Annotated in this window: 20 protein-coding genes and 3 tRNA genes; 13 read left to right on the top strand and 10 right to left on the bottom strand. The window is 52.5% G+C overall.

Annotated elements, in window-relative coordinates; genetic code table 11:
• Positions 1-32: 32 nt before the first annotated feature.
• Positions 33-1,670 carry a complex I subunit 4 family protein gene (locus EKD02_RS08155; protein ID WP_011890321.1) on the top strand — a complete coding sequence of 546 codons (1,638 nt, stop codon included), beginning with the start codon at positions 33-35 and terminating at the stop codon, positions 1,668-1,670.
• A gap of 38 nt (positions 1,671-1,708) precedes the next feature.
• Entirely contained in the window at positions 1,709-3,247 is a 1,539-nt protein-coding gene (locus EKD02_RS08160) for an NADH-quinone oxidoreductase subunit N (protein ID WP_126384941.1), read from the top strand.
• A gap of 108 nt (positions 3,248-3,355) precedes the next feature.
• Here the strand turns inward: EKD02_RS08160 and folE are convergent, their stop codons facing one another.
• On the bottom strand, positions 3,356-4,027 hold the full coding sequence (gene folE / locus EKD02_RS08165; RefSeq protein WP_011890319.1) for a GTP cyclohydrolase I FolE: 672 nt from the start codon (positions 4,025-4,027) through the stop codon (positions 3,356-3,358).
• On the bottom strand, positions 3,987-4,460 hold the full coding sequence (locus EKD02_RS08170) for a 6-carboxytetrahydropterin synthase (RefSeq protein ID WP_011890318.1): 474 nt from the start codon (positions 4,458-4,460) through the stop codon (positions 3,987-3,989). The genes folE and EKD02_RS08170 overlap by 41 nt, the downstream gene beginning before the upstream one ends.
• A 190-nt stretch (positions 4,461-4,650) precedes the next feature.
• Between EKD02_RS08170 and trxA the strand changes: the two genes are divergently transcribed.
• On the top strand, positions 4,651-4,956 hold the full coding sequence (trxA, locus tag EKD02_RS08175) for a thioredoxin (protein ID WP_126384943.1): 306 nt from the start codon (positions 4,651-4,653) through the stop codon (positions 4,954-4,956).
• A 64-nt stretch (positions 4,957-5,020) separates the two neighbouring features.
• Here the strand turns inward: trxA and EKD02_RS08180 are convergent, their stop codons facing one another.
• From EKD02_RS08180 to EKD02_RS08195, 4 genes are all read right to left on the bottom strand, one after another.
• The gene (locus EKD02_RS08180) at positions 5,021-5,833 is read right to left on the bottom strand and encodes a hypothetical protein (protein ID WP_223267088.1); all 813 of its coding nucleotides are present in this window, start codon (positions 5,831-5,833) and stop codon (positions 5,021-5,023) included.
• Between the two features lie 142 nt (positions 5,834-5,975).
• On the bottom strand, positions 5,976-6,308 hold the full coding sequence (locus tag EKD02_RS08185) for a hypothetical protein (RefSeq protein ID WP_126384945.1): 333 nt from the start codon (positions 6,306-6,308) through the stop codon (positions 5,976-5,978).
• Positions 6,309-6,392: 84 nt separating this feature from the next.
• Positions 6,393-7,226 (bottom strand): hypothetical protein, encoded by an 834-nt coding sequence (locus EKD02_RS08190; RefSeq protein WP_126384947.1) that lies wholly within the window; start codon positions 7,224-7,226, stop codon positions 6,393-6,395.
• 327 nt (positions 7,227-7,553) lie between these two features.
• Complete coding sequence (locus tag EKD02_RS08195) at positions 7,554-8,102, bottom strand: hypothetical protein (protein ID WP_126384949.1); 549 nt, start codon at positions 8,100-8,102, stop codon at positions 7,554-7,556.
• 203 nt (positions 8,103-8,305) lie between these two features.
• Between EKD02_RS08195 and EKD02_RS08200 the strand changes: the two genes are divergently transcribed.
• Positions 8,306-10,210 (top strand): ABC-F family ATP-binding cassette domain-containing protein, encoded by a 1,905-nt coding sequence (locus EKD02_RS08200; RefSeq protein WP_126384951.1) that lies wholly within the window; start codon positions 8,306-8,308, stop codon positions 10,208-10,210.
• Between the two features lie 25 nt (positions 10,211-10,235).
• Here EKD02_RS08200 and EKD02_RS08205 read toward each other — a convergent pair whose 3' ends face one another.
• The 3 genes from EKD02_RS08205 to EKD02_RS08215 all read right to left on the bottom strand — a co-directional run bounded on the left by EKD02_RS08205 (position 10,236) and on the right by EKD02_RS08215 (position 14,155).
• On the bottom strand, positions 10,236-12,434 hold the full coding sequence (locus EKD02_RS08205; RefSeq protein WP_126384953.1) for a prolyl oligopeptidase family serine peptidase: 2,199 nt from the start codon (positions 12,432-12,434) through the stop codon (positions 10,236-10,238).
• An 89-nt stretch (positions 12,435-12,523) separates the two neighbouring features.
• A complete protein-coding gene (locus EKD02_RS08210; RefSeq protein ID WP_126384955.1) occupies positions 12,524-13,048 on the bottom strand; it encodes a hypothetical protein in 525 nt (174 codons plus the stop codon).
• Positions 13,049-13,105: 57 nt separating this feature from the next.
• Positions 13,106-14,155, bottom strand: coding sequence for an RluA family pseudouridine synthase (locus tag EKD02_RS08215; RefSeq protein WP_126341396.1), 1,050 nt, complete (start codon positions 14,153-14,155; stop codon positions 13,106-13,108).
• A 69-nt stretch (positions 14,156-14,224) separates the two neighbouring features.
• On the opposite strand from EKD02_RS08215, the gene lpdA reads away from it, so the two are divergent.
• From lpdA to bchH, 4 genes are all read left to right on the top strand, one after another.
• Positions 14,225-15,625 (top strand): dihydrolipoyl dehydrogenase, encoded by a 1,401-nt coding sequence (gene lpdA, locus EKD02_RS08220; protein ID WP_126384957.1) that lies wholly within the window; start codon positions 14,225-14,227, stop codon positions 15,623-15,625.
• Between the two features lie 155 nt (positions 15,626-15,780).
• A complete protein-coding gene (bchI, locus tag EKD02_RS08225; protein ID WP_126384960.1) occupies positions 15,781-16,962 on the top strand; it encodes a magnesium chelatase ATPase subunit I in 1,182 nt (393 codons plus the stop codon).
• Entirely contained in the window at positions 16,963-18,825 is a 1,863-nt protein-coding gene (bchD, locus tag EKD02_RS08230) for a magnesium chelatase ATPase subunit D (RefSeq protein ID WP_011890295.1), read from the top strand.
• Positions 18,826-18,910: 85 nt separating this feature from the next.
• Positions 18,911-22,741 carry a magnesium chelatase subunit H gene (bchH, locus tag EKD02_RS08235; RefSeq protein WP_011890294.1) on the top strand — a complete coding sequence of 1,277 codons (3,831 nt, stop codon included), beginning with the start codon at positions 18,911-18,913 and terminating at the stop codon, positions 22,739-22,741.
• An 80-nt stretch (positions 22,742-22,821) separates the two neighbouring features.
• Here the strand turns inward: bchH and guaB are convergent, their stop codons facing one another.
• The gene (gene guaB, locus EKD02_RS08240) at positions 22,822-24,315 is read right to left on the bottom strand and encodes an IMP dehydrogenase (protein ID WP_041470154.1); all 1,494 of its coding nucleotides are present in this window, start codon (positions 24,313-24,315) and stop codon (positions 22,822-22,824) included.
• A 137-nt stretch (positions 24,316-24,452) separates the two neighbouring features.
• On the opposite strand from guaB, the gene EKD02_RS08245 reads away from it, so the two are divergent.
• From EKD02_RS08245 to EKD02_RS08265, 5 genes are all read left to right on the top strand, one after another.
• Positions 24,453-24,542: transfer RNA gene (locus EKD02_RS08245), tRNA-Ser, on the top strand.
• Between the two features lie 295 nt (positions 24,543-24,837).
• Positions 24,838-24,920 (top strand) — tRNA-Ser (locus EKD02_RS08250).
• An 11-nt stretch (positions 24,921-24,931) separates the two neighbouring features.
• Positions 24,932-25,021, top strand: a tRNA-Ser gene (locus EKD02_RS08255).
• A 363-nt stretch (positions 25,022-25,384) separates the two neighbouring features.
• Positions 25,385-26,008, top strand: a complete 624-nt coding sequence (locus tag EKD02_RS08260; RefSeq protein WP_126341400.1) for a class I SAM-dependent methyltransferase — start codon at positions 25,385-25,387, stop codon at positions 26,006-26,008.
• Between the two features lie 126 nt (positions 26,009-26,134).
• On the top strand, positions 26,135-26,620 hold the full coding sequence (locus EKD02_RS08265) for a methylated-DNA--[protein]-cysteine S-methyltransferase (protein ID WP_126384962.1): 486 nt from the start codon (positions 26,135-26,137) through the stop codon (positions 26,618-26,620).
• Positions 26,621-26,707 lie beyond the last annotated feature (87 nt).

Here is a 26,707-nt window from a genome sequence, read left to right on the forward strand (position 1 = left end):
TCTTTTACATTGATAACTTACCGATAGGGAACATGCTCAGTTTAATTGTTTTTCTGCCTGTTATTGCCGGCCTGATCATTCTTGCCGTGCCCTCTTCACAAAAGCAGATCATACGGATTGTGTCGCTTCTTGCGGCGGTGGTCCAGATGGTGCTTGCTGTCATGATATGGCGCGGATACGATCCATCGCTTGCGGGCATTACCGCCATGGCAGGAGGCATGCCGGAAGGTTCGTTCCAGTTCATTGAGCGGCTTCCATGGATCAGCCTTGACCTCGGCAACATGGGCAGCATGAACATTGAGTACTTCCTCGGTGTTGACGGGCTCTCCATCACCATGGTCATTCTTACCGCCCTTGTTTCCACCATCGGCGTGCTTTCAAGCTGGACCATCAAGAAGCAGGTGAAAGGGTACTTCCTGCTCTACAACCTGCTTGCCACTGCGATGATGGGCTGTTTTGTGGCGCTTGATTTCTTCCTCTTCTATGTTTTCTGGGAACTGATGCTTCTTCCGATGTATTTCCTTATCGGTATCTGGGGCGGCCCCAACCGTGAATACGCGGCAATCAAGTTCTTCCTCTATACCCTGTTCGGTTCCGTTTTCATGCTTCTTGTCATGATCGGCCTCTACTTCAGCGTCATTGATCCGCTCACCGGCAACCATACCTTCAGTCTTGTTGCCATGGCAAGCCAGGAGAACTACATCAAGGATGCCATTCTCGGCCCCGATAACGCAATGTGGCGCTATGTTGCCTTCATCGTGCTTTTCATCGGTTTTGCCATCAAAGTGCCAATGTTCCCGTTTCACACATGGCTTCCCGATGCCCATGTTGAAGCACCAACTCCGATTTCCGTCATCCTTGCCGGTGTGCTGCTGAAGCTCGGTACCTACGGCATGATGCGCATCAACTTTCCGCTTTTCCCGGAGGTATTCCAGGCTTCCATGTATGTCATCGGGGTGTTCGGTGCCATCAACATCATCTACGGGGCATTCTGCGCCCTTGCCCAGCAGGATCTGAAAAAGATGGTTGCATATTCATCAATCAGCCATATGGGATATGTGCTTCTCGGTCTTGCCGCAGCCAACAGCGAAGGGATGACCGGTGCGCTCTACCAGATGTTCAACCACGGCACCATAACCGCCATGCTCTTTCTTCTTGTGGGTGTTATTTATGACCGTGCCCACACCCGACAGATTGACAAGTTCGGCGGCCTTGCTTCCTATATGCCGGTCTACGCAGGTATTGTGACTGTTGCATGGTTTGCTTCTCTTGGCCTTCCCGGTCTCAGCGGATTCATCTCCGAAGCATTTGTTTTTGTGGGGGCGTTCAGCTCTGAAACCACCCGCTACATTGCCATGGTTTCCGTTCTCGGCATTGTTTTTGGTGCTGCCTATCTGCTCTGGTCGCTCCAGCGGATGTTCCTTGGCAAAAGGAAAGACGACGCTGCCTACGATCTTGTGACTGGTCCTGATGGACAGGAACAGATTCATTTCCACGACTGGAACGGTAAACTTGATCTTGACGGCCGTGAACTGGCCATGCTGATTCCGCTTGTGGTGATCACCATTTTCCTTGGCATCTACCCAATGCCCATCATGGGCCTGATGACAACCACCGTCAACCATCTGGTGGAGGTTCTCTCTCCGGTGATGATGGCAGTGGTGAATTAATCGGATACAACGAGGTAACAGAATAAACGAAGAGAATTATGTTCGAGCTGCCATCAGGTGCTGAAATCCAGAGTATCATTTCGATCCTGAAATCGGGTCTGGGGTTCTTTATCCCTGAAATCTACCTCTCTATTCTTTTTATGGGCCTGATCATTCTTGATCTGGCTCTTAAAGGCAGGAACAAGAGCGGCATTCTTGGGTGGGCTACCCTCATCGGACTCGGGGGAAGCTTCTATTTCATAGCCCAGCAGCATGCAATGCAGGCGGGGGAGCATTTTTTCGGGATGTATGTGCTTGACGAGTACGCCATCTTCTTCAAGTACTTCTTTGTGGCTTCCGGCATGTTTGCTGTTGTTGCCACGCTTGCTGACAGGAAGTTCGACGCAGAGGTTAAAAGCATCGGAGAGTACTATGCGCTTGTGGTGGCAATGGTTATCGGTATGGTTATGATGGCAGCCGCCTCAGACCTTCTGATGATTTTCCTTGCCATGGAGCTGGTCAGCCTCAGTGCCTACATCCTTTCCGGCTACTTCAAGCGGGATGCCCGCTCTTCAGAGGCCGCTCTGAAATATCTGGTGTACGGTGCAGTTTCCTCGGGGCTGATGCTCTATGGTTTCTCCCTCATCTATGGTATGACCGCCGAGACCAACATTCTGAAAATCAGCATGGAACTGGCCGATCACGGCTACGATCCGCTGGTGATGATTCTGGCGACTCTGTTGATCATGGCCGGATTCGGTTACAAAATCGGTGCTTTCCCTTTCCATTTCTGGAGCCCCGATGTCTATGAGGGAGCACCCACTCCCATTACCGCCTATCTCTCCGTTGCATCAAAGGCAGCCGGGTTTGCCCTTCTTCTCCGTTTTTTCTATATCGCCGTGCCTCATGGCGTCAGCCCATACGAGGACATTCTCGGTATTGACTGGCTCACGCTGCTCGTCATCATGTCGGTTGCTTCAATGATTTACGGCAATGTGGTGGCCATCTGGCAGAAAAATGTGAAGCGGCTTCTTGCCTACTCCTCAATTGCTCATGCCGGCTACCTGCTGCTTGGTGTTATTGTTATGGATGAAATCGGCACACAGGCAGTGCTCTTTTACCTGCTTTCCTACTTCCTGATGAACTATGCCGCCTTCTATGTGGTGGTACTCATTTCCAACAGGACAGGAAGTGAAACTCTTGACGACTACCGCGGCCTGGGCAGCAAAATGCCCCTTGCCGGTGCAGCGCTCACCGTGTTTCTCATCTCGCTTGTCGGTCTTCCTCCTACGGTCGGCTTCATCGGAAAGCTGATGATCTTCTCCGCGCTGCTTTCCAAAGGCGCTCTCTACATCTGGCTTGCGCTTATCGGTGTGTTGACAAGCGTTATTTCTCTCTACTACTACATGCTCATTCCTCTGAATATGTTCCTTCGCGAGTCGCTTGAGCCGAATGAAAAATCACTCAATCCCGGCTTCCTGGCTCAGCTCATGATGGCGGTGCTGATGATCCTCACCATCTGGTTCGGCCTCTTCTTTGAGCCGCTCTCGGAATTTGCCCGCTACTCGTCTGCCATGTTCGGCCTCTCACTTTACTGAACCAACAGTTCAACGGCCGGAAGAAGTCTGTAAAAGAAAACCCCGTTGCTTCACGAAGAAGGACGGGGTTTTCTTTTATATGGATGGGAGAGCTGTGATTTTTTCGGTTCAGGGGCGTATCAGCCTCAGAAATTCTCCTCTCGTTGATTCCGAGGAGATGAACTCGCCCGACATTGCAGATGTTGTTGTGACAGAGTTGAGCTTCTCAACGCCCCGCATCACCATGCACATGTGCTTCGCCTCAATGACAACTCCCACACCTTTCGGGTGCAGCACATCCTGGATTGCATCACGAATCTGCTGGGTCAGGCGTTCCTGCACCTGAAGGCGGCGTGCAAACACCTCAACCACCCGTGCCAGTTTTGACAGCCCCACTATCTTTCCATCAGGAATGTATGCAACATGTGCCTTGCCGAAGAAAGGGAGCATGTGATGCTCGCACATTGAAAAAATGTCAATGTCCTTCACCAGAACCATTTCATCATAGGATTCTGTAAAAACAGCTTTTTTCAGCATCTCTTCAGGATCCTGACGGTATCCTCTTGTCAGGAATGCAAGTGAACGGGCTACCCGCTCGGGCGTTTTCAGCAGCCCTTCGCGCTCCGGATCCTCTCCAACCCCTTCAAGGAGTGTATAGACAGATTCTGACATTGACTCCATTATCTCTGCTGGAAGTTGTGCCGGGTCGTTCAGGCACTCGTCGTCATCACAGCATGTGCCGCGTCCCGTAAGTGCCGGGTTATTCACCAAGGTAGCTGACACTGTTTTTTCCTGTTTCATGTATTTTTACAGCTTGTAGGGAGATTTCCCTGTTGTCGATGTTCTGGAATCGTTGTTCAAGAATGTCCCATATAAGAACTGCCAGCACCTCCGTTGTAGGCACAAGGTCGTTGAGCTCAGGGACATCATGGTTCAGATGGCGGTGGTCGAATCGGGCCATGACCTCCTCCTCAAGAATCCCTTTCAGCTCCTTCAGGTCAAACAAGAACCCGGTGTCCGGATCCATGATGCCGCCAAGGGTTATCTCAAGCAGGTAGTTATGACCATGGCCATGCGCATTGGCGCATTTCCCATAAATCTCACGGTTTTTCTCATCACTGAACTCCGGATTGAACAGCCGGTGCGCCGCATTGAATTCGATTGTGCGGGTGACATAGAGTTTACGGGGCCTGTTGGCCGGGGCAGGGGGGGGAGGACTCTTTTTCTTTTTCATCAGTTCTTCATGCAATCGGATTTCAGACAACAATGTACTCAAATAACCTCATTGACAGAACCAACCCGTACGATTTCCTATAAGTTTCACCACTCCCAGGAAAATACCTTGACCGGGAACCCTCAGCCATATGCAGTGTGTTCTTGTTATCGCAAATACACTTACCCCTTAAACGACAACAGGATTTATCATGGCAACTTCCCTTGAAGAGCTCTTAAAAACCAGTTCCACCCCTGTCTTTGTAGACTTCTGGGCCGCATGGTGTGGCCCCTGCAAAATGGTGGCTCCCTCAGTAAAGAAACTTGCCGAAGAGTTCAAGGGACGGCTGACGGTGGTGAAGGTCAATGTTGACGAACAACCTTCAGCAGCTGCCCGATTTCAGGTGCAGGGTATTCCTGCCCTTATGCTATTCAAGAACGGTGAAAAGGTTTGGAGTACAGCCGGAGCCCTTTCCTATCCCCAGCTTAAAGCCGAGGTTGAGAAGGTGCTGCGGTAAACAGAAAAAGGCCGGTTGAGTTTCCGGCCTTTTTCATGATTATGTTCTGCTGCAGTTCAAGGCATCATTTGCCTGGATTCTCCTTGACGGCCTCATTTTTTTTTCTGTTGTTGTCGTTCTCATTGTCCTGAGCCGGTTGCGGTGCATTGACCCTGTAGTTATTGCTGATGTTGACTTTCCGGCTGTTCTCGCTGTCAATCAGGACCAGGAATGTTCCTCCAATGGTGGCTGTGGGTACGGTAACACCTCCACTTTTGGATGCCCCTGATGCAAGCCCGCTTAAGACACCAGCAGGGCCATTGATGAATCCCGAGACAAAAGGCGACAGAGCGTAACCGGCTGTTTTGGTATCAACTCCCAGAGTATATGTCAGGGCCTCTGTGAGGCTCAGCAGAGTGATGTTGTATCCCTTGAGCTCATCAACATCGTTGATGTAATTGCTCGCATCGTGGATAAGTGTAGGAAAATCAACCTCGTCCGCCTTGTTCTTTCTGCTCTGGATGGTAATGGCGCCAACAACTTCACCTTCGGAAATCCCGTTGAAGCTGAAGGAGATCTTCCGCTCTTTTACCCCTTTTCTTTTGTTGATATCGGCGCCGTTGTAAATGATTTTCGTTCCCCTGCTGCAGCCAATGGTTACATCATGCTTAGCTGTGGAAAAGAAGTTTTTAGTCAACATCGGAAAGCCTTTCACCTGTGCAGGAAGACCCTGAATCGAAAAAAGAGTTGGAGATGCTATCGGTCCTGTAACCACTCCCGGAGCATACGGTGGCGGGTGATCGTTCCCTCCGATGTTGTAGTTGAAATAACCAATGGCTGTTCCCTCGCCTGAATTGGTTATGTCCGTCTCGGCCTTAGATTGAACAGGCTGTGCCATAAGGAGGCCTGCCAATAGCAGTGAAAGTTGAATCTTTTTCTGTTTCATGAGATAATACTTTAATGATGAAACTATTCAAGATTTCAATGCGCATGCACCGAGCAACATCTTGAAACACTTGATATTCATTACTTCTTCATATTCAGTAATTGCCGCCAACGGCCATTGCCGAGGCAGAATTGTTGATCTGTACAACGCCGCTGCCATAGGCAACGCCGACACTGCTGGTCATACTTGCGTTGGATTGGTTGCTTGTCGCTGAGCCTGATTCGGCATTATTGTACACATTGACAGTAAGTCCGCTGACAGTCTGACTGGCGTTGCTTGTTGCCTGCACCAAATTGCCATAAATCAGATAGGCCTGACCCTGATCACTTGCCATGACAAAGTTGTTTCCCGGATCTTCAGCATGAACGGTCGGCGCCGTCATGCAGAGCGCAACCATTCCGAGTCCGATCCATTTCAAAGATTTCATGATTCCGCGTTTGTGTGGTTTGATAAAACCGGGGCTGAACATTCAGCCCCGGGATTGTGTGATGTATCAATTCAGCTATACGGATTACTCACTAGGAGTGACACCATATCCGCCACCGGTAACGAGAACCGTCGGACTGCTGAATGCCTGGAAGGCTGCGCTTGCATTGTTGAAGCCAATGGCAGAGTCAAATGTAGCACCGCTCTGATTGACAGTCATGCTTCCGGGAACGCTGGCAAGGGACTCTGTAACAGTCGTATTGCAGCACTCGGTGGTCGTTGTTTGAACAGGCATAATGGCTGTGGAAGGAGCTGTCGCATTGCCATTGTTGGTTATGCTGAAGCTGTTGATATCCATACTGGCATCAATTGAGCCTTCAACATAGTTGCCGTTAACCTTGACAGCATCACCTGCTCCAAGAGAAACAATGACATCGTTTACCGTTATCGTAGCAGTCAGTGCATCGTTGTCCTGATTGTAGGAATTCGCGATGGACTTGTCGTTGAGAGCATCGGTGAGATCAACGGTCAGTGCATCGTTGTCCTGATTGTAAGAATCAGCGATGTCGTTGTCCTGAGACTTGTCGTTGAGCGCATCGGTGAGATCAACAGCCAATGCATCGTTGTCCTGATTGTACGAATCATCGATGTCATTGTCCTGAGACTTGTCGTTGAGTGCATCAGCGACATCGAGACTGACATCCAGTTTGTTTGCATCTGTGACACTGTTGTCGGTTTTGTAAGCATCATTGATGCTGCTGTCATCAGCAGATTTGAGAGCATCCTCGAGGTTTACTTTCACAGTGGTTTCTTCGAGACCGCTATTGCATACATCATCGGTCTCGATAGCTGCAGCGGTGCCGGCAAAACCGAATGCGGCTACAACTGCGAGCGTTGTGATCATTGTTTTTTTCATCATTGTCTCCTGAAAGAGTTAGTGAATTGGTTGAAATGTGATTTACCGATCCCTTTTCTGGTAGATTCACTGCTGAGCTTTGCATCTTTTCTTTGTAGGTGAGTGCAGATTGCTTTCTGTTGAATCCTGCCGTCAAGAGCCCCGGCAATAATGGTATCATCAAGAATCGTGCCAGAAAATGGTGCGGCCCGGCAAACGCCTTTCAAATAGAAATTTGGCGGTTTCTGGGCGTGTGGTGTGGTGGAAGTGGGTGAGACGGATAAGAGACGGAAATTTGTCTCACGGCTCTCGGAGGTGTGTCACTTTGTGACGGGGAGGGCGTTCATGTGTTCAGAGATCTTGAATCCGCCTGAAAAGCGAAGTGTAGGGACTGGCGGGGAGTTTTTCTCCTGATGGAATGGCGACATGCTTTGCTACGATTTCAAGCATGCGGTCGTTGAGGTGTTCGGCGATCTGGAGCATGCGGGTGAGGTGGTGGCGGAGTTCGGTTATGATGAACTTTTCGGCGTGGTGTTTTTTCATTTTACCGAGAATTTCAGCCATCATGGGTGCGTCAATGTGTCGGGAGACCTCGGTGAAGTATTCGGGGGGGAGGTCGTTGGCATAGCTTGTGGCTTGGTCTACACCCATTTTGAGGCAGACGCCGGCGGCAATCTGGGGTTTGATGTGTTCTACCATCAGCGGTATGACCACGAAGTGGGGGATGTATTTGACAATCATGCTGATGGCATGGTAGAGCTCCTCAAAGCCTTCGGTTTTGGTGTCTACCACTTCACGCGTCCATGAGGCTATGGCTTCCTGCTGGTGTTCGTTCATTTGCTGTATTGTGAGGGGAACGGGTACTTCAGCCCATGCGAGGGAGTCGGTGATGGTAGCCATGCTGCGGTTTGGATTCAGGTGCGGAAACAGTCGGGGGCCATGGGCCCTTTTTTTATTGTACTCAAAAAAACAGGGAACCCGAAATAGTGAAATGCCGCATGTCTGCTTCTTGCGGAGTGTGGGGGCAAAACCCGATGCTTTGTCTATATTGGGGCGTTCCGCAACGCATGCGGTGTTGATTAAATTCCCTGGTAAAGGAGCATATGGTTTTACTGACGGTTGAGGGATTGAAAAAGCAGTACGGTCTGAAGCATCTGTTCTCGGATGTTTCGTTCGGCATTGACGATGGCGACAAGGTGGGTATCATCGGGGCGAACGGAAGCGGCAAGAGCACGCTTCTGAAGATTCTGGCCGGAGCTGAAACCCCGGACGGCGGACGGGTGATGATTGCCAACAAGAAGAAGATTTCCTATCTGCCGCAGGATTCGCCTTTCGACCCTGAGGACACTGTGCTGGAGGCTGTGATGCGTTCGAGCGACCGGGTGATGGACCTTATCCTTCAGTATGAGCTGGTGTGCGAGAAGCTTGAGCATCACCATAGTGAAGACCCATCATTGATAGATACCATGAGCGAGCTGGCTCATGAGATTGATGTGGCAGGAGGATGGGAGCTGGAGTCGAATGCGAAGGCTGTGCTTGGCCGTCTGGGGCTGTATGACCTGGGTGCTGAAATGGGAACTCTTTCGGGTGGGCAGCGCAAGCGGGTGGCTCTTGCCCATGCGCTTGTTGTGCCAAGCGATGCTCTCATTCTTGACGAGCCGACCAACCATCTTGATGCCGACAGTGTTGAGTGGCTTGAGCAGTACATCAAACGATATCAGGGGGCGGTTATTCTGATTACGCATGACCGTTATTTTCTTGACCGTGTGGCTATGCGCATGATTGAGCTGGACGGGAACACGGCCTCCATGTATACGGGTGGGTACTCCAGTTACTTGCAGCAGAAGGCGGTGGAGGAGGAGCAGGCGGTGCGTGATGAACGCAAACGGGAGGCATTGGTGAAGCAGGAGCTTGACTGGATGCGGAGTGGCTGCAAGGCTCGGACTACGAAGCAGAAGGCCCGGCTTCAGCGGGCTGAGGGTCTGGTGTATGCTCCGGTGAAGGAGAAGGAGCAGGCGCTTTCAATCGATTTTGGAGCTGACCGGCTTGGCGACCAGATCATCGAGTTTCATGATGTTTCGAAATCGTACGGTGAGAAAGTGCTTCTCAAGAAGTTTGAGTACCGTATCCGCAAGGGCGACCGGATTGGCATCATCGGCCCGAACGGGTCGGGAAAAACCACCTTGTTCGAGATGATTACCGGAAGGGTTCAGCCCGATAGTGGTGATATTGTTATCGGCAAGACGGTCAAAATCGGCTATTACGACCAGCAAAGCCGTGACCTTGATGAATCGAAACGGGTGATTGAGTTCATCCGTGATGAGGCGGAGCAGATAAAGACGAAGGATGGAACGGTGGTGTCGGCCGCTAAAATGCTTGAACGCTTTCTGTTTTCGGGTTCACAGCAGTATAACCCGGTTTCCACCCTTTCGGGTGGTGAGCGCCGCCGGCTTTATCTTCTTCGGTTGCTGATGAGTGCACCCAATGTGCTGCTGCTGGATGAGCCGACGAACGATCTTGATATTCCCACCCTCCGGGTGCTTGAGGATTATCTCGACAGTTATGCGGGCTGCCTTGTGGTGGTGAGCCATGACCGGTATTTTCTTGATCGCACGGTTGAGGATATTTTCGCCTGGGAGGATGGCGGTACCATCCGGCGCTATCCCGGCAATTACAGCGTTTATCTTGAATTGAAGGCTTCTGAAAAGCAGGAGAAACAGGAGAAGGAGAAGAGTGCAAAGAAAAAGCCTGTTGTTCCCGATAATGCCCGGCCGGCAGCACCTTCAACCAAACAGCGGAAACTGAGCGGGAAGGAGAAAAAGGAGCTTGAGCGGCTTGAACAGGCTATTGCCCTTGCCGAGGAACGGCAGAGCGCCATATCGGCTGAACTTGCTGCTGCAGGGAGCGACTTTGTTGTGGTGCAGCGGCTTGGCGATGAGCTGCAGGAACTTCAGAAGAGGCTGGAAGTTGATATGGCCCGCTGGTCGGAGCTTGCAGAGTTTGCCTGAACAGCAAGAGAGACTGGTTTCGTTATTATTTCCCGGGCTGGAAATCAGGATGTCCGGTCTGCCAGAGACCGAAACTGAGCACATCGGCCAGTGCTTCGAACTCTTTTGTTTTTGTGTTTCCCATTCCGTGGCCGGCGTCAACATCGGCAAAGAAAAGTACGGGTTTGCCTGAACTGCTTGCCTCCTGCAGCCGTGCGGCAAATTTTGCGGGCTGCCAGGCGCTGACTCTCGGATCATTCATCCCGGTTGTAACCAGTGCGGCGGGGTAGCGGGTGCCATCAGTAATCTGCAGATAGGGGTCCATGGCTATGAGCGCCATGCACTCTTCATGAATTGTAACGGTGCCGAATTCGGGGACATTGACCGGGCCGTTCGGCGTCTCCTCTCCGCGCAGTGGGTTCATTGCCCCTACCTGCGGAATGACGGCGGCAAACAGGTCGGGCCGCTCGTTCATGGCCATGCCCACAAGAATTCCGCCGGCGCTTGCCCCGTTGACTGCAATGTTTTCGGGACTGGTGTACCCGTTCTTCACAAGATACTCTGCACAGCCGATCAGGTCTTTCCAGCTGTTCGGCTTGGTTGTTTTCATGCCGTCGGTATGCCACTCATCCCCCCGTTCACCACCACCCCTTACATGGGCGATTGCCAGCACGCCACCATTGGCAGTCCACAGAAGCATTGAGGGGCTGAAAAAGGGGGTCAGTGATTTTCCATAGGCACCATATCCGTAGAGAAGAACCGGGTTTTTCCCGTTCTTTTTGAGTCCTTTCTTGTAAACCAGCGAGAGCGGGACCAGCATGCCGTCGTGAGATGGGGTCATGATCTCTTCAACCTTCAAATTCCGGTATTCGGGATAGCTGGCCGGAGATGAGATGGTTTCCACGCTGAATGTGTTGGCGTCCGGGTTGTAGCGGTATCGCCTGTAGTCGCTGCTCCATCCGGCTATGGTGACCCAGAGGTCCCGAAAGCGGGTTCCTTTTGAGGAGATGTATGCAGAACCGGCCTTGAAAGGGAGGGAGAGTTCAGTTGTGCTGCCGCTCGCGTCCTCTATTCTGAACAGCCTGGCATCAACTCCGTTCAGCGAGAAGGTGTAATACATTGCGTCACTGGTTAGTGCAAATGCATCAACCCGGCCTTCAGGCTGTTCGTCAACAACGGTTTCAGCGTTGCGGAAATCCGGGTTGGCAAGCTGTGTTTTCATGATCTTGAAGCGCGGGGCACCTTCCGGTGTTGAGAAGTACAGCTCCCCGTTTTTGACGGCGAAGTCGTGAATGTTGTCTTCCGGGGTTATCAGTGATTTCCATTTTGTGGACGGCGCGTTGAGCTCCCCGAGAGGGGCAACGAACACCCGCAGCCGTCTGTCTACGGTTGAAAGAAATCCGAAGAGAGAACCGCTCTCTTTGTCGTATATGACAGAGGGAATGTCTGCGCTGTCTATGTCGAGTTCCGGGTTTGCTGTGCGTGAGAAGATCTCTCTGTCTTCAGCGGGGTCTGTGCCAATGCGGTGCAGCCAGGTGCTGCTGTCGTATTGGGGATTTTCTTCAGGCCCGCTGACCGTGCGCATGCGGTTGTAGAGAAATGATTTGCCATCCTTTGTCCATGAGGGTGAGGCGAAGCGGCAGCGGTCGATGGTTTCGGAGTAAAGCTTGCCGGAGTCAACATCCATGATGAGGATGGAGTCGTCTTCGGAGCCGTTGGCTGAAACCGAAATAGCAAGGGTTTTCCCGTCGTCTGAGGGTGAGTGGCTGCTGACGACAAAGGTCGGGCCGTTTTCCTCTGAGAGTGATTCGGGGTCAAACAGAAGCGTTTCTTTCCCCTTGAAGCCGTTACGGAAAAAGAGTTTTCCTGTTTCGTCTTTAGGGGTTCGCTTGAGGTAGAAATACCGGTTGCTGTCGGTAATGGTGAGGCTGTAGGCTGTTGATTTTCTCCGGCCGTCGAACGAGGCCATCTTTTTCAGCAGCGTCTTCCTGCCCGGGATTGAGTTGAGTACGGTTCGGGCCTGGGCGGCCTGCTGTTCTATCCATGCAGCTACTTTCGGGTTGCCTAACTGCTCCAGTGACCGATAGGTGTCGGTTATTTGGGTTCCCCAGTATGTGTCCGTTACTGCACCCTCAGCAATGGAGTGCCTCTGCATCTGCAGGGGCTGTTGTTCGGCTATGGCCTGGCCGGCCGCGGCGGGAATGAAAAGGCAGCATAACAGCAGAACGGATCGGTATCGGATCATGATGGAGCGGTAGTACGGCAGTTTACAGAAAAACGGCACGGCAGTTTCCTGCCGGCCGTGTTGTTGAAGATATGCGTATAGCGTAACCGTTAACGCCAGCGGGGTCTATTGTCGTCCCGGTCACGGCGGTCATTTCTGCTGTCCCGGTCATTTTTGTCGCGTTTATCGCCCCGGTACCTGTCGTTGCTGATTGAACGGCTTCGTCGGTCATAATTTTCTGCACGGCGGTATTCAGTGTCACGGAATCTGCGGATGTCCTCATACCTGTGACGGGTGATTTTTGTTGGTACCCGACGGCTTTTTACCCTGTCCCATGGTCCGCTGTGATTTTTTGACCGGTACCAGCTACCTTCATTGTAAATATAGTAACGGTTGCCATAATAGATAACATCATATGGCGCTCCAACAGAGACATAAAACCCGAGGTCGGGGGTGTAGAGGAACCGGGGTTGCGACTCAATGACAAAATGGGCAGGACGGCGGCTGCTCTGAACGAGAACAGGGCGTTGGGGGCCTATATTGACATTCAGGTGTACTTCGGCGTTTGCCTGCGGGGCGTAGCTGCTGAGCGCAAACAGGGCAGCAGCGGCAAGGATTGTTGCTCTTTTTTTCATAATCTCACTTCCTTTGCTTCATGGTTATCAATTCATCATCATCACATTCATTCACGCCTATCTGTTGGCGCTCCTGTATATGACGCGGATTTTGTCGATTGCTTGCGCCATGTCAAGCGGAAGCGGTGCATGGAAGGAGATTGTCTCGCCTGTAGTGGGATGTTGAAAAGAGAGGGATTCGGCGTGAAGAGCCTGGCGGGGAAGAAGGTCAAGAAGGTTTCTGACGAAGCTTTCGCTTTTGGGGAAATCAAGGTTTCTGATTGAGGCTCCGCCATAGGTTGCGTCACCCAGAATCTGATGGCCGAGGTGCTGCATATGGGCTCGTATCTGGTGCGTGCGGCCGGTATGAAGGGTAAGGGAGAGAAGGGAAAACCAGTGCAGATCTTCTTCCAGGCGGTAGTCGGTTATGGCCGTTTTGCCCTCCTCCCCTTCATAGGGAAAGTTGGCCATAACCTTCCGGTCTTTTCTGGAGCGCCCGATATTGGTCCGTATCGTGCCCTCAGGGGTGGCGGGAACTCCCCAGACCAGTGCTTTGTAAGTTTTCACCACTTTCCGGTCGGCAAACTGCTTGGCCAGGCGGTGCAGGGCCGTCGGGTTTTTGGCTATGATGATGAGGCCGGAGGTGTCTTTGTCGAGGCGGTGGACAATTCCAGGGCGCAGTTCGCTTTCGTCAAGTGAACCGGCATTCTCACCGATATGGTGGAGGATTGCGTTGGCAAGTGTGCCGGTCCAGTTCCCGAACGCCGGATGCACCACCATTCCCGGTTCTTTGTTGATGATCATCAGCTCGCTGTCTTCATAGACAATGGCAATGGGTATGTCTTCCGGGGCGAGTTCTGGAGCAGGCGGCCGGAGGAAAGTCATCTCAATCAGGTCGCAGGATTTGATGCGGTAGTTTGATTTGATCACTTTATCGTTCACCAGAACGCGCCCGTCTTCAATGGCTTCCTGAACCTTGTTGCGTGTTGCATTTTCAACTTGTCGGGAGAGGTACTGGTCAATGCGCATCGGAATCTGCACCTTGCTTACCTGGAGTGTGATTTTTTTGGGTTCAGGACCCTCAATCTCACTTCCGTCTGATTGGGTATTGACTGGCTGATTTTGCATTTTTAAAGTACCTGCTCGAATTGGGTGAAATGAGCCGGAAGTATACTAAAACCTTGCCATATATCAGCCATGGATGCAATGAGTGAATCTTCAGTCACACAGTATGATCTTGCCCTCATCGGTTCAGGACCGGGGGGGAGCGAGGCGGCCATGCTTGGAGCCCGTGCGGGCCTGAGGGTCTGCATAATTGAAAAGGGCGCACCCGGAGGAGTCTGCGTCAACTGGGGATGCATTCCCACCAAGGCGCTGCTCAGAAGCGCTGAGATGTTTGATTCGCTCAAAAAGGGGGCCTCTTTCGGGGTTTCTGCTCCTGATGGCGCCTTTGATCTTGCTGCCGCAGTCAAACGCAGCCGCACCGTTGCAGGAAAGATGTCGAAAGGCGTTGCCTTTATGCTTCGCAAGGCTGGTGTGGAGTTTCTTCAGGGCGAGGCTGTATTCCGTTCCCCCACTGAAGTGGATATTGTTCGTGAGGGGAGCAGGATCGGCTCAGTGCATGCCAAACATTTTATTATAGCAACAGGAGGCCGTCCCCGAAGCATTCCGGGGATGGAGCCAGACCGTCGTCGGGTGATTACCAGCCGGGATGCGCTTGCCATGACTGCTCTGCCCGCTTCAATGCTTGTTCTTGGCGGAGGGGCAATCGGTGTGGAGCTGGCCTGGTTTTATGCGACTGCGGGTACGAAGGTGACTATTGTTGAAATGGCGGATAGACTGCTTCCTCAGGAAGATGGTGAAATTTCCGAAGCACTTCGCCGTTCCCTTGAGAAAACGGGCATCAGGGTGGCGACCGGGGCAAAGCTTGAGAATGTAGCCGTTCAGGATGACGGGGTTTCTGCGGCGCTGTTGATTGAGGGTAAAGAGGATGAGCGGGTTACTGCAGAGCAATTGCTTGTGGCTGTGGGGGTTGGCGGCAATACGGAAGGTATTGGCCTTGAGGCTGCTGGCGTTTGTGTTGAACGGGGTTTTGTTGTAACTGATGCTTCATGCAGAACTTCGGCACCAGGCATATACGCCATCGGCGATGTCAGGGGGGGGATGCTTCTTGCCCACAAGGCATCTGCCGAGGCGGAGATTGCCGTGAAAACGATACTTGGTGAAAAGAGCGCTCCGCTTCACGACAGCCATATTCCCCGCTGTGTGTATGCTGAACCCTCAATTGCCAGCATTGGTCTTTCTGAAGAGCAGGCCCTTCAAGAGGGAGTTGCTGTTCATATAGGTCGCTCTGCGTTTGCTGCATCGGGCAAGGCCAATGCTTATGGTAGTCTTGAGGGGATGGTGAAGCTTCTTTTCAGTGCAGAGGATGGCCGAATGCTTGGAGGACACTGTATTGGTCATGGGGCTGTGGAGCTGATCGGCGAGCTTGCTCTCGCACTCTCTTTCTCGGCAACAGCCGGGCAGCTCACAAGTGTTGTTCATGCGCATCCAACCCTCTCGGAATCCATAAGGGAAGCCGCTATGCAGGTTTCGTGAGGGTAGCGGGGGAGGCTCGGTGAAAAGCATTTTCGATTGTCTCTGTAAATGCATAAATTCAAGGCTTATCATTGCAACTCATTAAAAACAGTAAGCCTTTTCCTGTGAACGATTTCTCGTGGAACGGGGCGGGGTTATCAACCAAATGATCAATTATGACTCAGACTGAATCATCTGCCAGAAAACCTGCTGCAAAGAAACCGGTTGCCAGAAAAACAACAGCAGCAAAGGCTGGTTCAAGCGTGGCAAAGGCGGCTCCTGCCAAGGCAGCAGCGGCATCTGCCAAAAAGAAATCCGGTCTTGCTTTCCCTTTTACCGCTATTGTCGGTCAGGAGGAAATGAAGCTCAGTCTGATTCTCAACATCATTGATCCCCGTATCGGCGGCGTTCTTGTCATGGGGCACCGCGGAACAGGAAAAAGTACCACGGTCAGGGCACTTGCAGAGGTGCTTCCTATGATTGACCGCGTGAAGGATGATATTTATAACCGTACCACCGAGCAGTATCTGGAAGGCGAGGCGGATAAAAAAGGTGCTGTGAAGATTGATCCGGCATCTGTCAAGCTGGAAAAAATTCCGGTTCCTGTGGTTGACCTTCCGCTTGGCGCAACAGAGGATCGTGTTTGCGGTACCATTGACATTGAACAGGCTCTGACGAGCGGCGTGAAGGCTTTTGAGCCGGGACTTCTTGCTCAGGCCAACAGGGGATTCCTCTATATTGACGAGGTCAACCTTCTTGATGACCATCTTGTTGATGTGCTTCTTGATGTGGCTGCCAGCGGAAAGAATGTGGTTGAGCGCGAGGGTATCAGCATCCGCCACCCGGCCCGTTTCGTTCTGGTCGGTTCAGGAAACCCTGAAGAGGGCGAGCTTCGCCCGCAGCTGCTTGACCGTTTCGGTCTTCATGCACGCATCATCACCATCAATGATGTGGCAAAGCGCGTTGACATCGTCAAACGCCGTCGTGATTTCGATGAGGATCCTGAAGCGTTCATGAAAAAGTTTAATAACGAACAGGTCAAGCTCCAGAAGAAAATTCAGAAGGCCAAGACGCTGCTTCCTTCCGTGAGCATGAGTGATGAGGTGCTGACCGATATTGCAAAACTCTGCATGAACCTCGGTATTGATGGCCATCGCGGTGAATTGACCATTACCAGGACTGCGCATGCACATGCTGCGTTCATGGGCCAGAAAGAGGTGACCATGAAGCATGTCAAGGATGTTGCGGGCCTGTGCCTGCGCCACCGTCTGCGGAAGGATCCGCTTGAAACGCTTGATGCCGGTGAAAAAATTGAACGCGAACTTGCCAAAGTCCTTGGAGAAGCAGAAGCAGTATAAATGATAGCATTTACCGATATTGTTGGAATGGATCTGGCCAAGAAGGCGCTCATGCTTCTGGCCATTGATCCGGCTCTTGGCGGTGTTGTCATTCCCTCGGCCGTAGGGTCGGGCAAGTCAACTCTTGCCAGAGCGTTTGCCGGTATTCTTCCCGAGGGGACACCCTTTGTGGAACTGCCACTGAATGTCACTGAAGATCGTCTCATTGGAGGCGTCGACCTTGAAGCGACCCTTGCTTCAGGAGTACGGGTTGTTCAGCACGGTGTGCTTTCAAAAGCTGACGGGGGAGTGCTCTATGTGGACTCGCTCAGCCTGCTTGACAGCTCGGCCATTTCACACATCATGGATGCCATGTCGCGTGGCGAGGTGCTTGTTGAGCGGGAAGGGCTCAGTGAGGTGCATCCTGCCGACTTCATGCTGGTAGGCACATACGACCCCACAGACGGGGAAGTCCGTATGGGCTTGCTTGACCGCATAGGCATTATTGTTCCCTTTACCGCACAGAACGATTACCGTGCCCGCAAGGAGGTGGTCAATATTGTCACCGGGAGCAGGGACCCTGAAGATGTGCGTGACGAACTGCGGATGATGGCCGGATTTCTTGACGCAGCCCGAGAAATGCTGCCGAAGGTCGGCATTACTCCCGAACAGGTTCAGGCACTGATCCAGACAGCCATCAGCCTTGGTGTTGAGGGAAACCGTGTGGATGTGTTCACTGTGCGTGCCGCTCTTGCCAGCGCAGCCCTTAACCAGCGCAGCGATGTTGATGATGAGGATATGAAGCTTGCAATCAAGCTGGTTCTCATTCCCCGTGCCACACGCATGCCGGAACGCGAGGAGTCAGCAGAAGATATGCCGCCGCCCGAAGAGGAGCCGCCGCCGCCGGATGAGGAGTCGGAAGAGGAGGATGATTCCCAACAGCCTGATTCTCCGGATGCAGATGCAGAGGAGGAGCAGGAGGAGACCCCGGATATGATTGAGGAGCTCATGATGGAGGCTATCGAGACCGAGCTTCCCGACAACATCCTGAACATTTCGCTTGCTTCGAAAAAGAAAAGCACCTCGGGGAGCCGTGGTGAAGCGCTCAACAACAAGCGGGGCCGTTTTGTGCGTGCCCAGCCCGGTGAGATGCGCAGCGGCAAGGTTGCCCTTATTCCAACTCTTATTTCAGCTGCCCCCTGGCAGGAAGCTCGCAAGCGCGACCAGAAGATGGCCGGTCGCCAGAAAACGGCACTGCTCATCAGCAAGGATGATGTCAAGATCAAGCGGTTCCGCGACAAGTCCGGTACGCTCTTCATCTTCATGGTGGATGCTTCCGGTTCAATGGCGCTCAACCGCATGCGTCAGGCAAAGGGTGCTGTTGCCAGCCTCCTTCAGAACGCCTATGTGCATCGTGACCAGGTTGCTCTCATATCATTCCGCGGCAAGCAGGCCCAGGTGCTGCTTCCCCCGTCACAGAGCGTTGACCGTGCCAAACGAGAGCTTGATGTTCTTCCTACAGGAGGTGGAACGCCATTGGCCTCAGCTCTCTACCTTGGTTGGGAAACCGCAAAGCAGGCCCGTACCAAAGGTATCACGCAGGTTATGTTCGTGCTGATCACTGATGGCCGGGGTAATATCGGTCTCCAGTCATCTTTTGACCCCAATGCTGAAAAGCCTTCAAAAGAAGAGCTGGAAAAGGAGATTGAAGCCCTGTCGCTATCCATTCAGGCTGACGGCGTTGCGGCTACAGTGATTGATACCCAGATGAACTATCTCTCCCGGGGTGAAGCACCCAAGCTTGCCCAGCATCTTGGTGGCCGTTATCTCTACCTGCCCAATGCCAAGGCAGAGCAGATTGTTGATGCTGCACTCAGCTTTTAATCTTACTGTCACTGTTCCGGCTGATGTGCCGGGACAGTAATGTTGTGCGGTTATGCAATAAATCCCATACCGAATCTACACGACGATGTCAACTCCCCGTAAAATAGCAGCCATTGTAGGCCTTGAGCAGTACAACGCAGGCCTCTGGAAAAAGATCAAAGGTCTTCTCAAGGATGACGCCGAACTGAGCCAGTGGAGCGATGTTGATCTTGAAAAGCAGAACCCCGACGCCGCAACGGCAATTGCAGAGGCGGACTGCATTTTCATGAGCATGATTCAGTTCAAGGACCAGGTTGACTGGTTCCGTGAGCAGCTTGCAGCCGGCACGCCCAATAAGACTGTGTTTGTGTTTGAGTCGATGCCTGAGGCCATGTCGCTTACCAAAGTTGGCGGCTACGAGGTTGGTGATGGGAAGGCAGGCATGCCGGATATGGTGAAGAAGATTGCCAAAATGCTTGTGAAGGGGCGTGACGAAGACGCCATGTACGGGTACATGAAGCTGATGAAGATCATGCGTACCATTCTTCCGCTTGTCCCTAAAAAGGCGAAAGACTTCAAGAACTGGCTTTTAGTGTACTCTTATTGGATGCAGCCGACTCCTGAGAACATCGCCAACATGTTTCGTCTCATCCTGCGCGAGTATTTTAACGAACCGGTAACGGTCGGTGATATTGTTGATGTCCCCAACATGGGATTGTACCACCCTGATGCCCCTGCCTACTTTACGGATGTGAAAAGCTTCAAGAGCTGGTCGAAAAAACGGGGGGTGAATTTCGACAAGGAGCAGAAAATAGGGCTTCTCTTTTTCCGCAAGCATCTCATACAGGAAAAAACCTATATCGACAACACCATCCGTGAACTTGAACGGCAGGGGATCAATGTGTTTCCTGCATTTGTGATGGGCGTTGAAGGCCATGTGCTGCTTCGCGACTGGCTGTTGAAGGAAAACCTTGACCTCCTCATCAATATGATGGGGTTTGGCCTTGTTGGAGGCCCTGCCGGCTCCACCAAGCCGGGCATTGCCGCTGCAGCGCGTGAAGAGATCATGGCAAAGCTTGATGCCCCGTATATTGTTGCCCAGCCGCTTCTTACACAGGAGTTCCATTCATGGAAGGAGCTTGGTGTTTCACCCATGCAGGTGACATTCACCTACTCCATACCGGAGATGGATGGCGCCGTGTGCCCCGTTGTTCTGGGTGCCTTGAAGGACGGTAAGGTAGAGACTGTTCCTGAGCGCCTTGAGCGTCTCTCAGGTCTGGTAAAGCAGTGGCTCCGCCTTCGTGCCGCAGCCAACCGCGACAAGAAACTTGCACTCATTGTTTACGACTATCCTCCCGGACTTGGTAAAAAAGCCAGTGCTGCTCTGCTTGATGTTCCCAAAACGCTCTTTTCTGTTCTGCACCGGCTGAAGAAAGAGGGGTACTCGGTTGGTGAGCTGCCTTCAAGTGCCGAAGAGCTCTTCAAGGCGCTTGACCGCGCTACTGATATTCAGGTGCAGGGAAACAAGCCTGACGCACTCAAAATCACCTACGATACATTCAAAAAACTCACCACATCTGGCGAACGGGAGCGGATAGAAGATCGGTGGCAGGGATTTCCCGGTGAGATTGTGCCTATCGGAACAGATGAGCTCTTTATCGGCGGCATACAGTTTGGCAACATCTTCATCGGTGTTCAGCCGCGCATCGGTGTTCAGGGCGACCCAATGCGCCTGCTGTTCGACAAGTCGAACACACCGCATCATCAGTACATCGCCTTCTATCGCTGGATAAGCCGTGAATTCGGTGCCCATGCCATGGTTCATATCGGCATGCATGGTTCGGCCGAGTGGATGCCCGGCCTGCAGACAGGACTGACCGGCGAGTGCTGGCCTGACGCCCTGCTTGGTGAGGTCCCTCATGTCTACATCTATCCGGTCAACAACCCGAGCGAGTCGAGCATTGCCAAACGGCGCGGGCTGGCCACAATGGTTTCGCATGTGGTGCCTCCGCTCTCACGCGCGGGGCTCTACAAGGAACTTCCTGCGCTCAAGGATCTGCTTGTTGATTACAGGGAACGGAACCCTTCGGGAGCAGTTGCTGGAGAAGACGCCGCCGGCGTTGAAGAGGCAATCATGGAGAAGGCTGAGCTGCTGAACCTGACGGACGACTGCCCGCGTATTGAGGGTGAGGCGTTCGGTGAGTTTGTGAGCCGCCTGTACATCTATATGAGTGAACTGGAAAACCGGTTGATTTCAAACTCATTGCATGTGTTCGGTGAAGCAAGTCCTGTTGACTCGCAGATCGTCACCATCACCGAGACCCTGAAGAACCGCACTGAGGGCGGCCGCACTCTGCCATCCATGCTGATGGAGGCTTCAGGCCGCAACGGAAAGTTCGGGAGCTATGAAGAGCTTGCCGCTATGGCACGAAAGGGTGATGAGGAGGCTATCGGGCTTCGGGAATGGGTGGAGCAGGCTGCAAAAGATTTTGTGGAGCTCTCCCTGCTTGAGCGGAAGCATCCCGCCACCGCTTTCTCTACCGTCACTGGTGGAGCGAAAATATCGGCTGAAGACCAGCCTGTCGTCATGAAGCTCATCAATGAAGGGGGTCAGCTGCTTAAGGCCTTGCGCGACAATACCGGAGAGATGGAGTCGTTCATCAAGGTGCTTGAGGGTCGCTATATCCCTTCAGGGCCCGGCGGCGATCTTGTCCGTGACGGTATCAATGTGCTGCCTTCCGGCCGAAACATCCATTCTATTGACCCATGGAGAATCCCGTCCGAAATGGCGTTCAAACGCGGGACTCTCATTGCCGACAAGCTGGTAGAAAAGCATTTGGCTGAAAACGAGGGAAACTACCCTGAAACAATAGCCCAGGTGCTCTGGGGGCTTGATACCATCAAGACCAAAGGCGAAGCGGTTGCCGTTGTCATACGGCTGATGGGCGGAGAGCCCTCCTATGACGCATTTGGCAAAATCAGCCATTACCAGCTGGTGCCGCTTGAAAAGCTTGGTCGCCCGCGCATTGATGTGCTGATGCAGCTCAGCCCGATATTCCGAGACGCATTCGGCCTTCTGATGGACCAGCTCGACCGTCTGGTGAAAGATGCGGCAAAAGCCGATGAGCCCGAAGAGATGAACTCCATCAGAAAGCATGTCAATGAGGCTCTCGCCACTGGTGCTTCTTTTGAGGGGGCAACTGCCCGGCAGTTCACCCAGTCGCCGGGGGCTTATGGTACCTATGTGGACGACATGATTGAGGACTCTGCCTGGGAGTCGGAGGATGACCTCGACGACCTCTTTATCCGCCGCAACAGCAGCGCATACGGCGGTGAGAGGAAAGGGGAGAAAGAAACCGATATTCTTAAAAGTCTTCTCGGTTCAGTCGACCGTGTTGTGCACCAGGTTGATTCCACCGAGTTCGGTATTTCTGACATTGACCATTATTTCTCCTCGTCGGGCTCACTGCAGCTTGCTGCCAAGCGCCGCAACACCCGTACCGGAGACAATATCAAGCTGAACTATGTGGAGTCGTTCACCTCCGACATCAAGGTGGATGATGCTGAAAAATCGTTGCGGGTGGAGTACCGTTCAAAGCTGCTCAACCCGAAATGGTTTGAGGGAATGCTCAACCACGGCCATAGCGGAGCGACTGAAATCAGCAACCGTGTCACCTACATGCTTGGATGGGATGCAGTGACCAAGAGCGTTGATGACTGGGTTTACAAAAAGACCGCTGAGACCTACGCTCTCGACCCTGAAATGCGCGAGCGTCTCGCCAAGGTCAACCCTCAGGCAATCAAGAACATTGTTGGAAGAATGCTTGAAGCACACGGTCGCGGTATGTGGAAGGCTGAAGAGGATACCATCAATGAGCTGCAGGAAATCTATGCCGACCTTGAAGATCGTCTTGAAGGGATGAACGAAGACGAGTAGCAGGGGAGAGAGGTTTTTTTTGAACAACTGGAAAGGGCGCCTCCGAAGGGCGCCCTTTCCAGTCTTTATGGGGAGACCCCTTAGGTAGCTGTTGAGTAGTTTGGAGCCTCTTTGGTGATTTTAACATCATGCGGATGGCTTTCACGCAGTCCGGCAGAGGTGATGCGCACAAACTCCGTTTTCTGCTTCAGATCTTCAATGCTGCCCACACCGCAATATCCCATTGCCGATTTCAGCCCGCCAATCAGCTGATAGACCACTTCGTCAAGCTTTCCTTTTGAGGGAATACGCCCTTCAATGCCTTCAGGGACATACTTTTTTGATTCGCTTGAGGCGTCCTGGAAATAGCGGTCGCTGCTTCCTTCAGGTTCCGACATGGCGCCCAGAGAGCCCATGCCGCGGTATGTCTTGAAACGGCGTCCTTCATAGAGAATGGTTTCGCCCGGGCTTTCATCCGTACCGGCGAATATGCTGCCCATCATCACAGAATCAGCTCCTGCTGCAAGAGCTTTGGCGATGTCACCGCTGAACTTGATGCCACCGTCCGCAATGATCGGGGTACCTGTTTTTGCTGCTTCAGCAGCGCAATTGATGATTGCAGTCAGCTGCGGCATGCCGACACCCGCAACAATACGGGTGGTGCAGATGCTTCCCGGTCCGATTCCAACCTTCACCGCATCGGCTCCAACAGCAATAAGATCCCTGACTGCGCTGGCAGTGGCAACATTGCCGGCTATAACCTGAAGTTCAGGATATGCTTTTTTAACCGCACTCACCGTATCAAGCACGGCCTGGCTGTGGCCATGTGCAGTATCAACGGCAATGGCGTCGACGCCTGCCTCCATAAGCGCTTTGACCCGGTCAAGCGTATTTGCCTTGATGCCGACAGCAGCACCCACCATCAATCGGCCCTGGCTGTCTTTGCATGCATCGGGGAACTGCTTGCGTGTCTGGATGTCCTTGAATGTGATCAGCCCTTTCAGGTTGCCCTCATTGTCAGTAATCAGCAGTTTCTCAATCTTGTTTGAAAGAAGCGTGTGCTCAGCCTCTTCAAGCCCTACATCCTCACGGGCCGTTATGAGATTCGAGCTTGTCATGATGTTGGCGATTTTCGCCTCAGGGGCCGGTTTCATGCGAAGGTCGCGGTTGGTCACAATGCCCTTCAGCTTCATTTTCCCCTCGTCACCCGATTTAGGCCTTTCCACAACAGGAATACCGGAAATGGAGTGGCGGAGCATAAGATCAATGGCGTCCTGCATGGTTGCATCTTCATACAGAATGAACGGATTGCGGATAATGCCGCTCTCAAACCGTTTCACTTTGGCAACTTCACGGGCCTGCTGTTCGACGGACAGGTTCTTGTGAATGAACCCGAACCCGCCCGAACGGGCCAGCGCAATAGCCAGACCGGCTTCGGTAACCGTATCCATTGCGGCGCTTACCAGAGGTATCCGCAGGGAAATCGTCTTGGTCAGCCGGGTGGAAACATTGGTTTCTTTCGGCAGAATATTGGAATATGCGGGAACAAGAAGAACATCATCAAATGTCAATGCCTCATTAATAATTTTGGTCATAGCCATCTCTGGTTGAATGATTTGTGGTCAAAGAGTTGAGCCAATTTACAAAAAGTGTCAATAGAATGGCAATCCACATGAACGAAACCTTTTGAAAAATCAATTTAGAGTGTAAATTAAAGGCCAATTAATTACACGGAGAGGTCGCATAGTGGTCTAGTGCGCTCGCCTGGAAAGCGGGTAGGGTGTAACAGCCCTCGAGGGTTCGAATCCCTCCCTCTCCGCCAAATCGTCTTTAACGACGCGATTGCTGCGTTGGGCGGTGCTCAGAATCCTCGCGTACTCTCAGTACGCTCCGGTTCTTCCGCTCCGTCCGCCTTGCACTCACATCGTTCAACACAATTTGATCTGTGCGCCAAGGGTATCTGGGCGGGATGAGAACAGTCCGCTCCGTCTGCCCCTTACTCACATCGCTTAACACGATTTCATGGGTGGATGAAGAGTGCCGGGAGTGATGAAAAATAGTTTTATGGTGGACAATTGTTCCGGATTCACTATCTTTGCATCCAGTTCTTTACATAAGGAGGATTAGTCTAATTGGTAAGGCAGCAGTCTTGAAAACTGCCGGGTTAACACCCTTGGGGGTTCGAGTCCCTCATCCTCCGCACCAAAACCTGGAGAGGTGGCCGAGCGGCTGAAGGCACCGGTTTGCTAAACCGACGTAGTTCGTAAAGGGCTACCGAGGGTTCGAATCCCTCCCTCTCCGCAGATGAAAAAAAGCTTCCAGCATACAGGAGGCTTTTTCTGTTATTGAGCTTTGAAATGTGGAACGGGAGGGATTTGAACCCGAAGAGAGGGTTCGAAAACGGCCAGAGGCCGTTTCGACAGAGCCCGAAGCGGCTCTGCCCCAAAGGGGTGGAGGCCCGAAGGCCGGAATCAATCCCTCCCTCTCCGCAGATGATAAAAAGCTTCCAGCATACAGGAGGCTTTTTCTGTTATTGAGCTTCGAAATGTGGAACGGGAGGGATTTGAACCCGAAGAGAGGGTTCGAAAACGGCCAGAGGCCGTTTCCAGAGAGCGCGAAGCGGCTCTGCCCCGAAGGTTCATTCAACAACAATCGTACAATTGCATGCAGAACCCCTGGCTGAATATCCCCCTCTCGGAGTATGAATCACACATGGCGCTGCCAAGGGTTGACCAGGCCGCAATGACGGCAACCGAGTTTGCTGCTGCCTTGTCTCTTTTCACTCCAGAGTCGGTGGCTGTTATTGGGTGTGCCGGCGGCAACGGGTTTGATGCCATTCCCGCCTCAACCTTGCGGGTTGTTGGTGTGGATATCAATCCGGATTATGTATCCTTAACGGCGGAGCGTTATATGGGGCGTATTTCCGGCCTTGAGTTCCATGTAGCCGACATTCAGTCCGATGTTCTCCCGTTCACCCCGGTTGATCTCATTTATGCATCTTTGGTGTTCGAGTATGTTGCCCTTGCCGAATCACTGGAAAATCTGGCCCGTGTTTGTCGTCCGGGAGGTCATCTGGTCACCCTTTTGCAACTGCCATCGGCCACTATGGAGGCCCTTACGCCCTCACCTTACGGCAGCATACAGCTGCTTACTCCGCTCATGCGGCTTGTCCCGCCATCCGAACTTGCCTCGTTGGCAGAATCTGTCGGTTTTCAGTTGGAGTCCAGCAAAACCGTGACGATCAAATCGGGTAAATCGTTCGTCATTCAGGCTTATTGCCGCCTATAGGGGCTGGTGCCGATTGCCATGAGTATGCGTTCCGGAATTCCAGTAACGCCGGTAGCCCCTTTTTAGCGGGAGCTATTTGTTTTCATTTTTCATGGCTGTAAGTTTACATATTGACAATGCAGTCCCATGAACATCTCTTTCCGCCATACCCTCATCGGTACCATCGGCATCGCCGAGGAAAACGGGTTCATCACCAATCTTTTTTTTGAAGGTGAGTTGCCTGTTCCTGAACCACCCGCAGAGGCTCCGCCACTTACCTGTGAAGCGTTTCGGCAGCTTGATGCATATCTTGATGGAGAGTTACAAACCCTTTCACTTCCTCTCGCACCCCATCCCACTGTGTTTGCCGGCCATGTCCGTCAGGGGTTGCTGGAGATACCCTATGGCTCCACTGCGTCCTATGCTGCCGTTGCTGAAGCCATCGGAGCTTCCTCTGCAGCAAGAGCTGTGGGCACGGCCTGCAGCCGTAATCCGCTGCCCATTTTTATTCCATGCCACAGGGTTGTTCAATCCAGCGGCAGGTTCGGCGGGTATCGCGGAGGAGGTGCGCTGAAAGCAGCACTTATTCAATTGGAAAGTGAGAGTGGGGGAGGGAACTCATTTCGATGGTAGTTATTCACGATATTCAACAACGTTATATAGTGCTTGTACTCAAATGGGCACGATTCATAATATCCTGTTGTAATATTAAAGGGAGTC

This window comes from Chlorobium phaeovibrioides (assembly GCF_003968655.1).
GTDB classification, from domain to species: Bacteria; Bacteroidota; Chlorobiia; order Chlorobiales; family Chlorobiaceae; genus Chlorobium; species Chlorobium phaeovibrioides.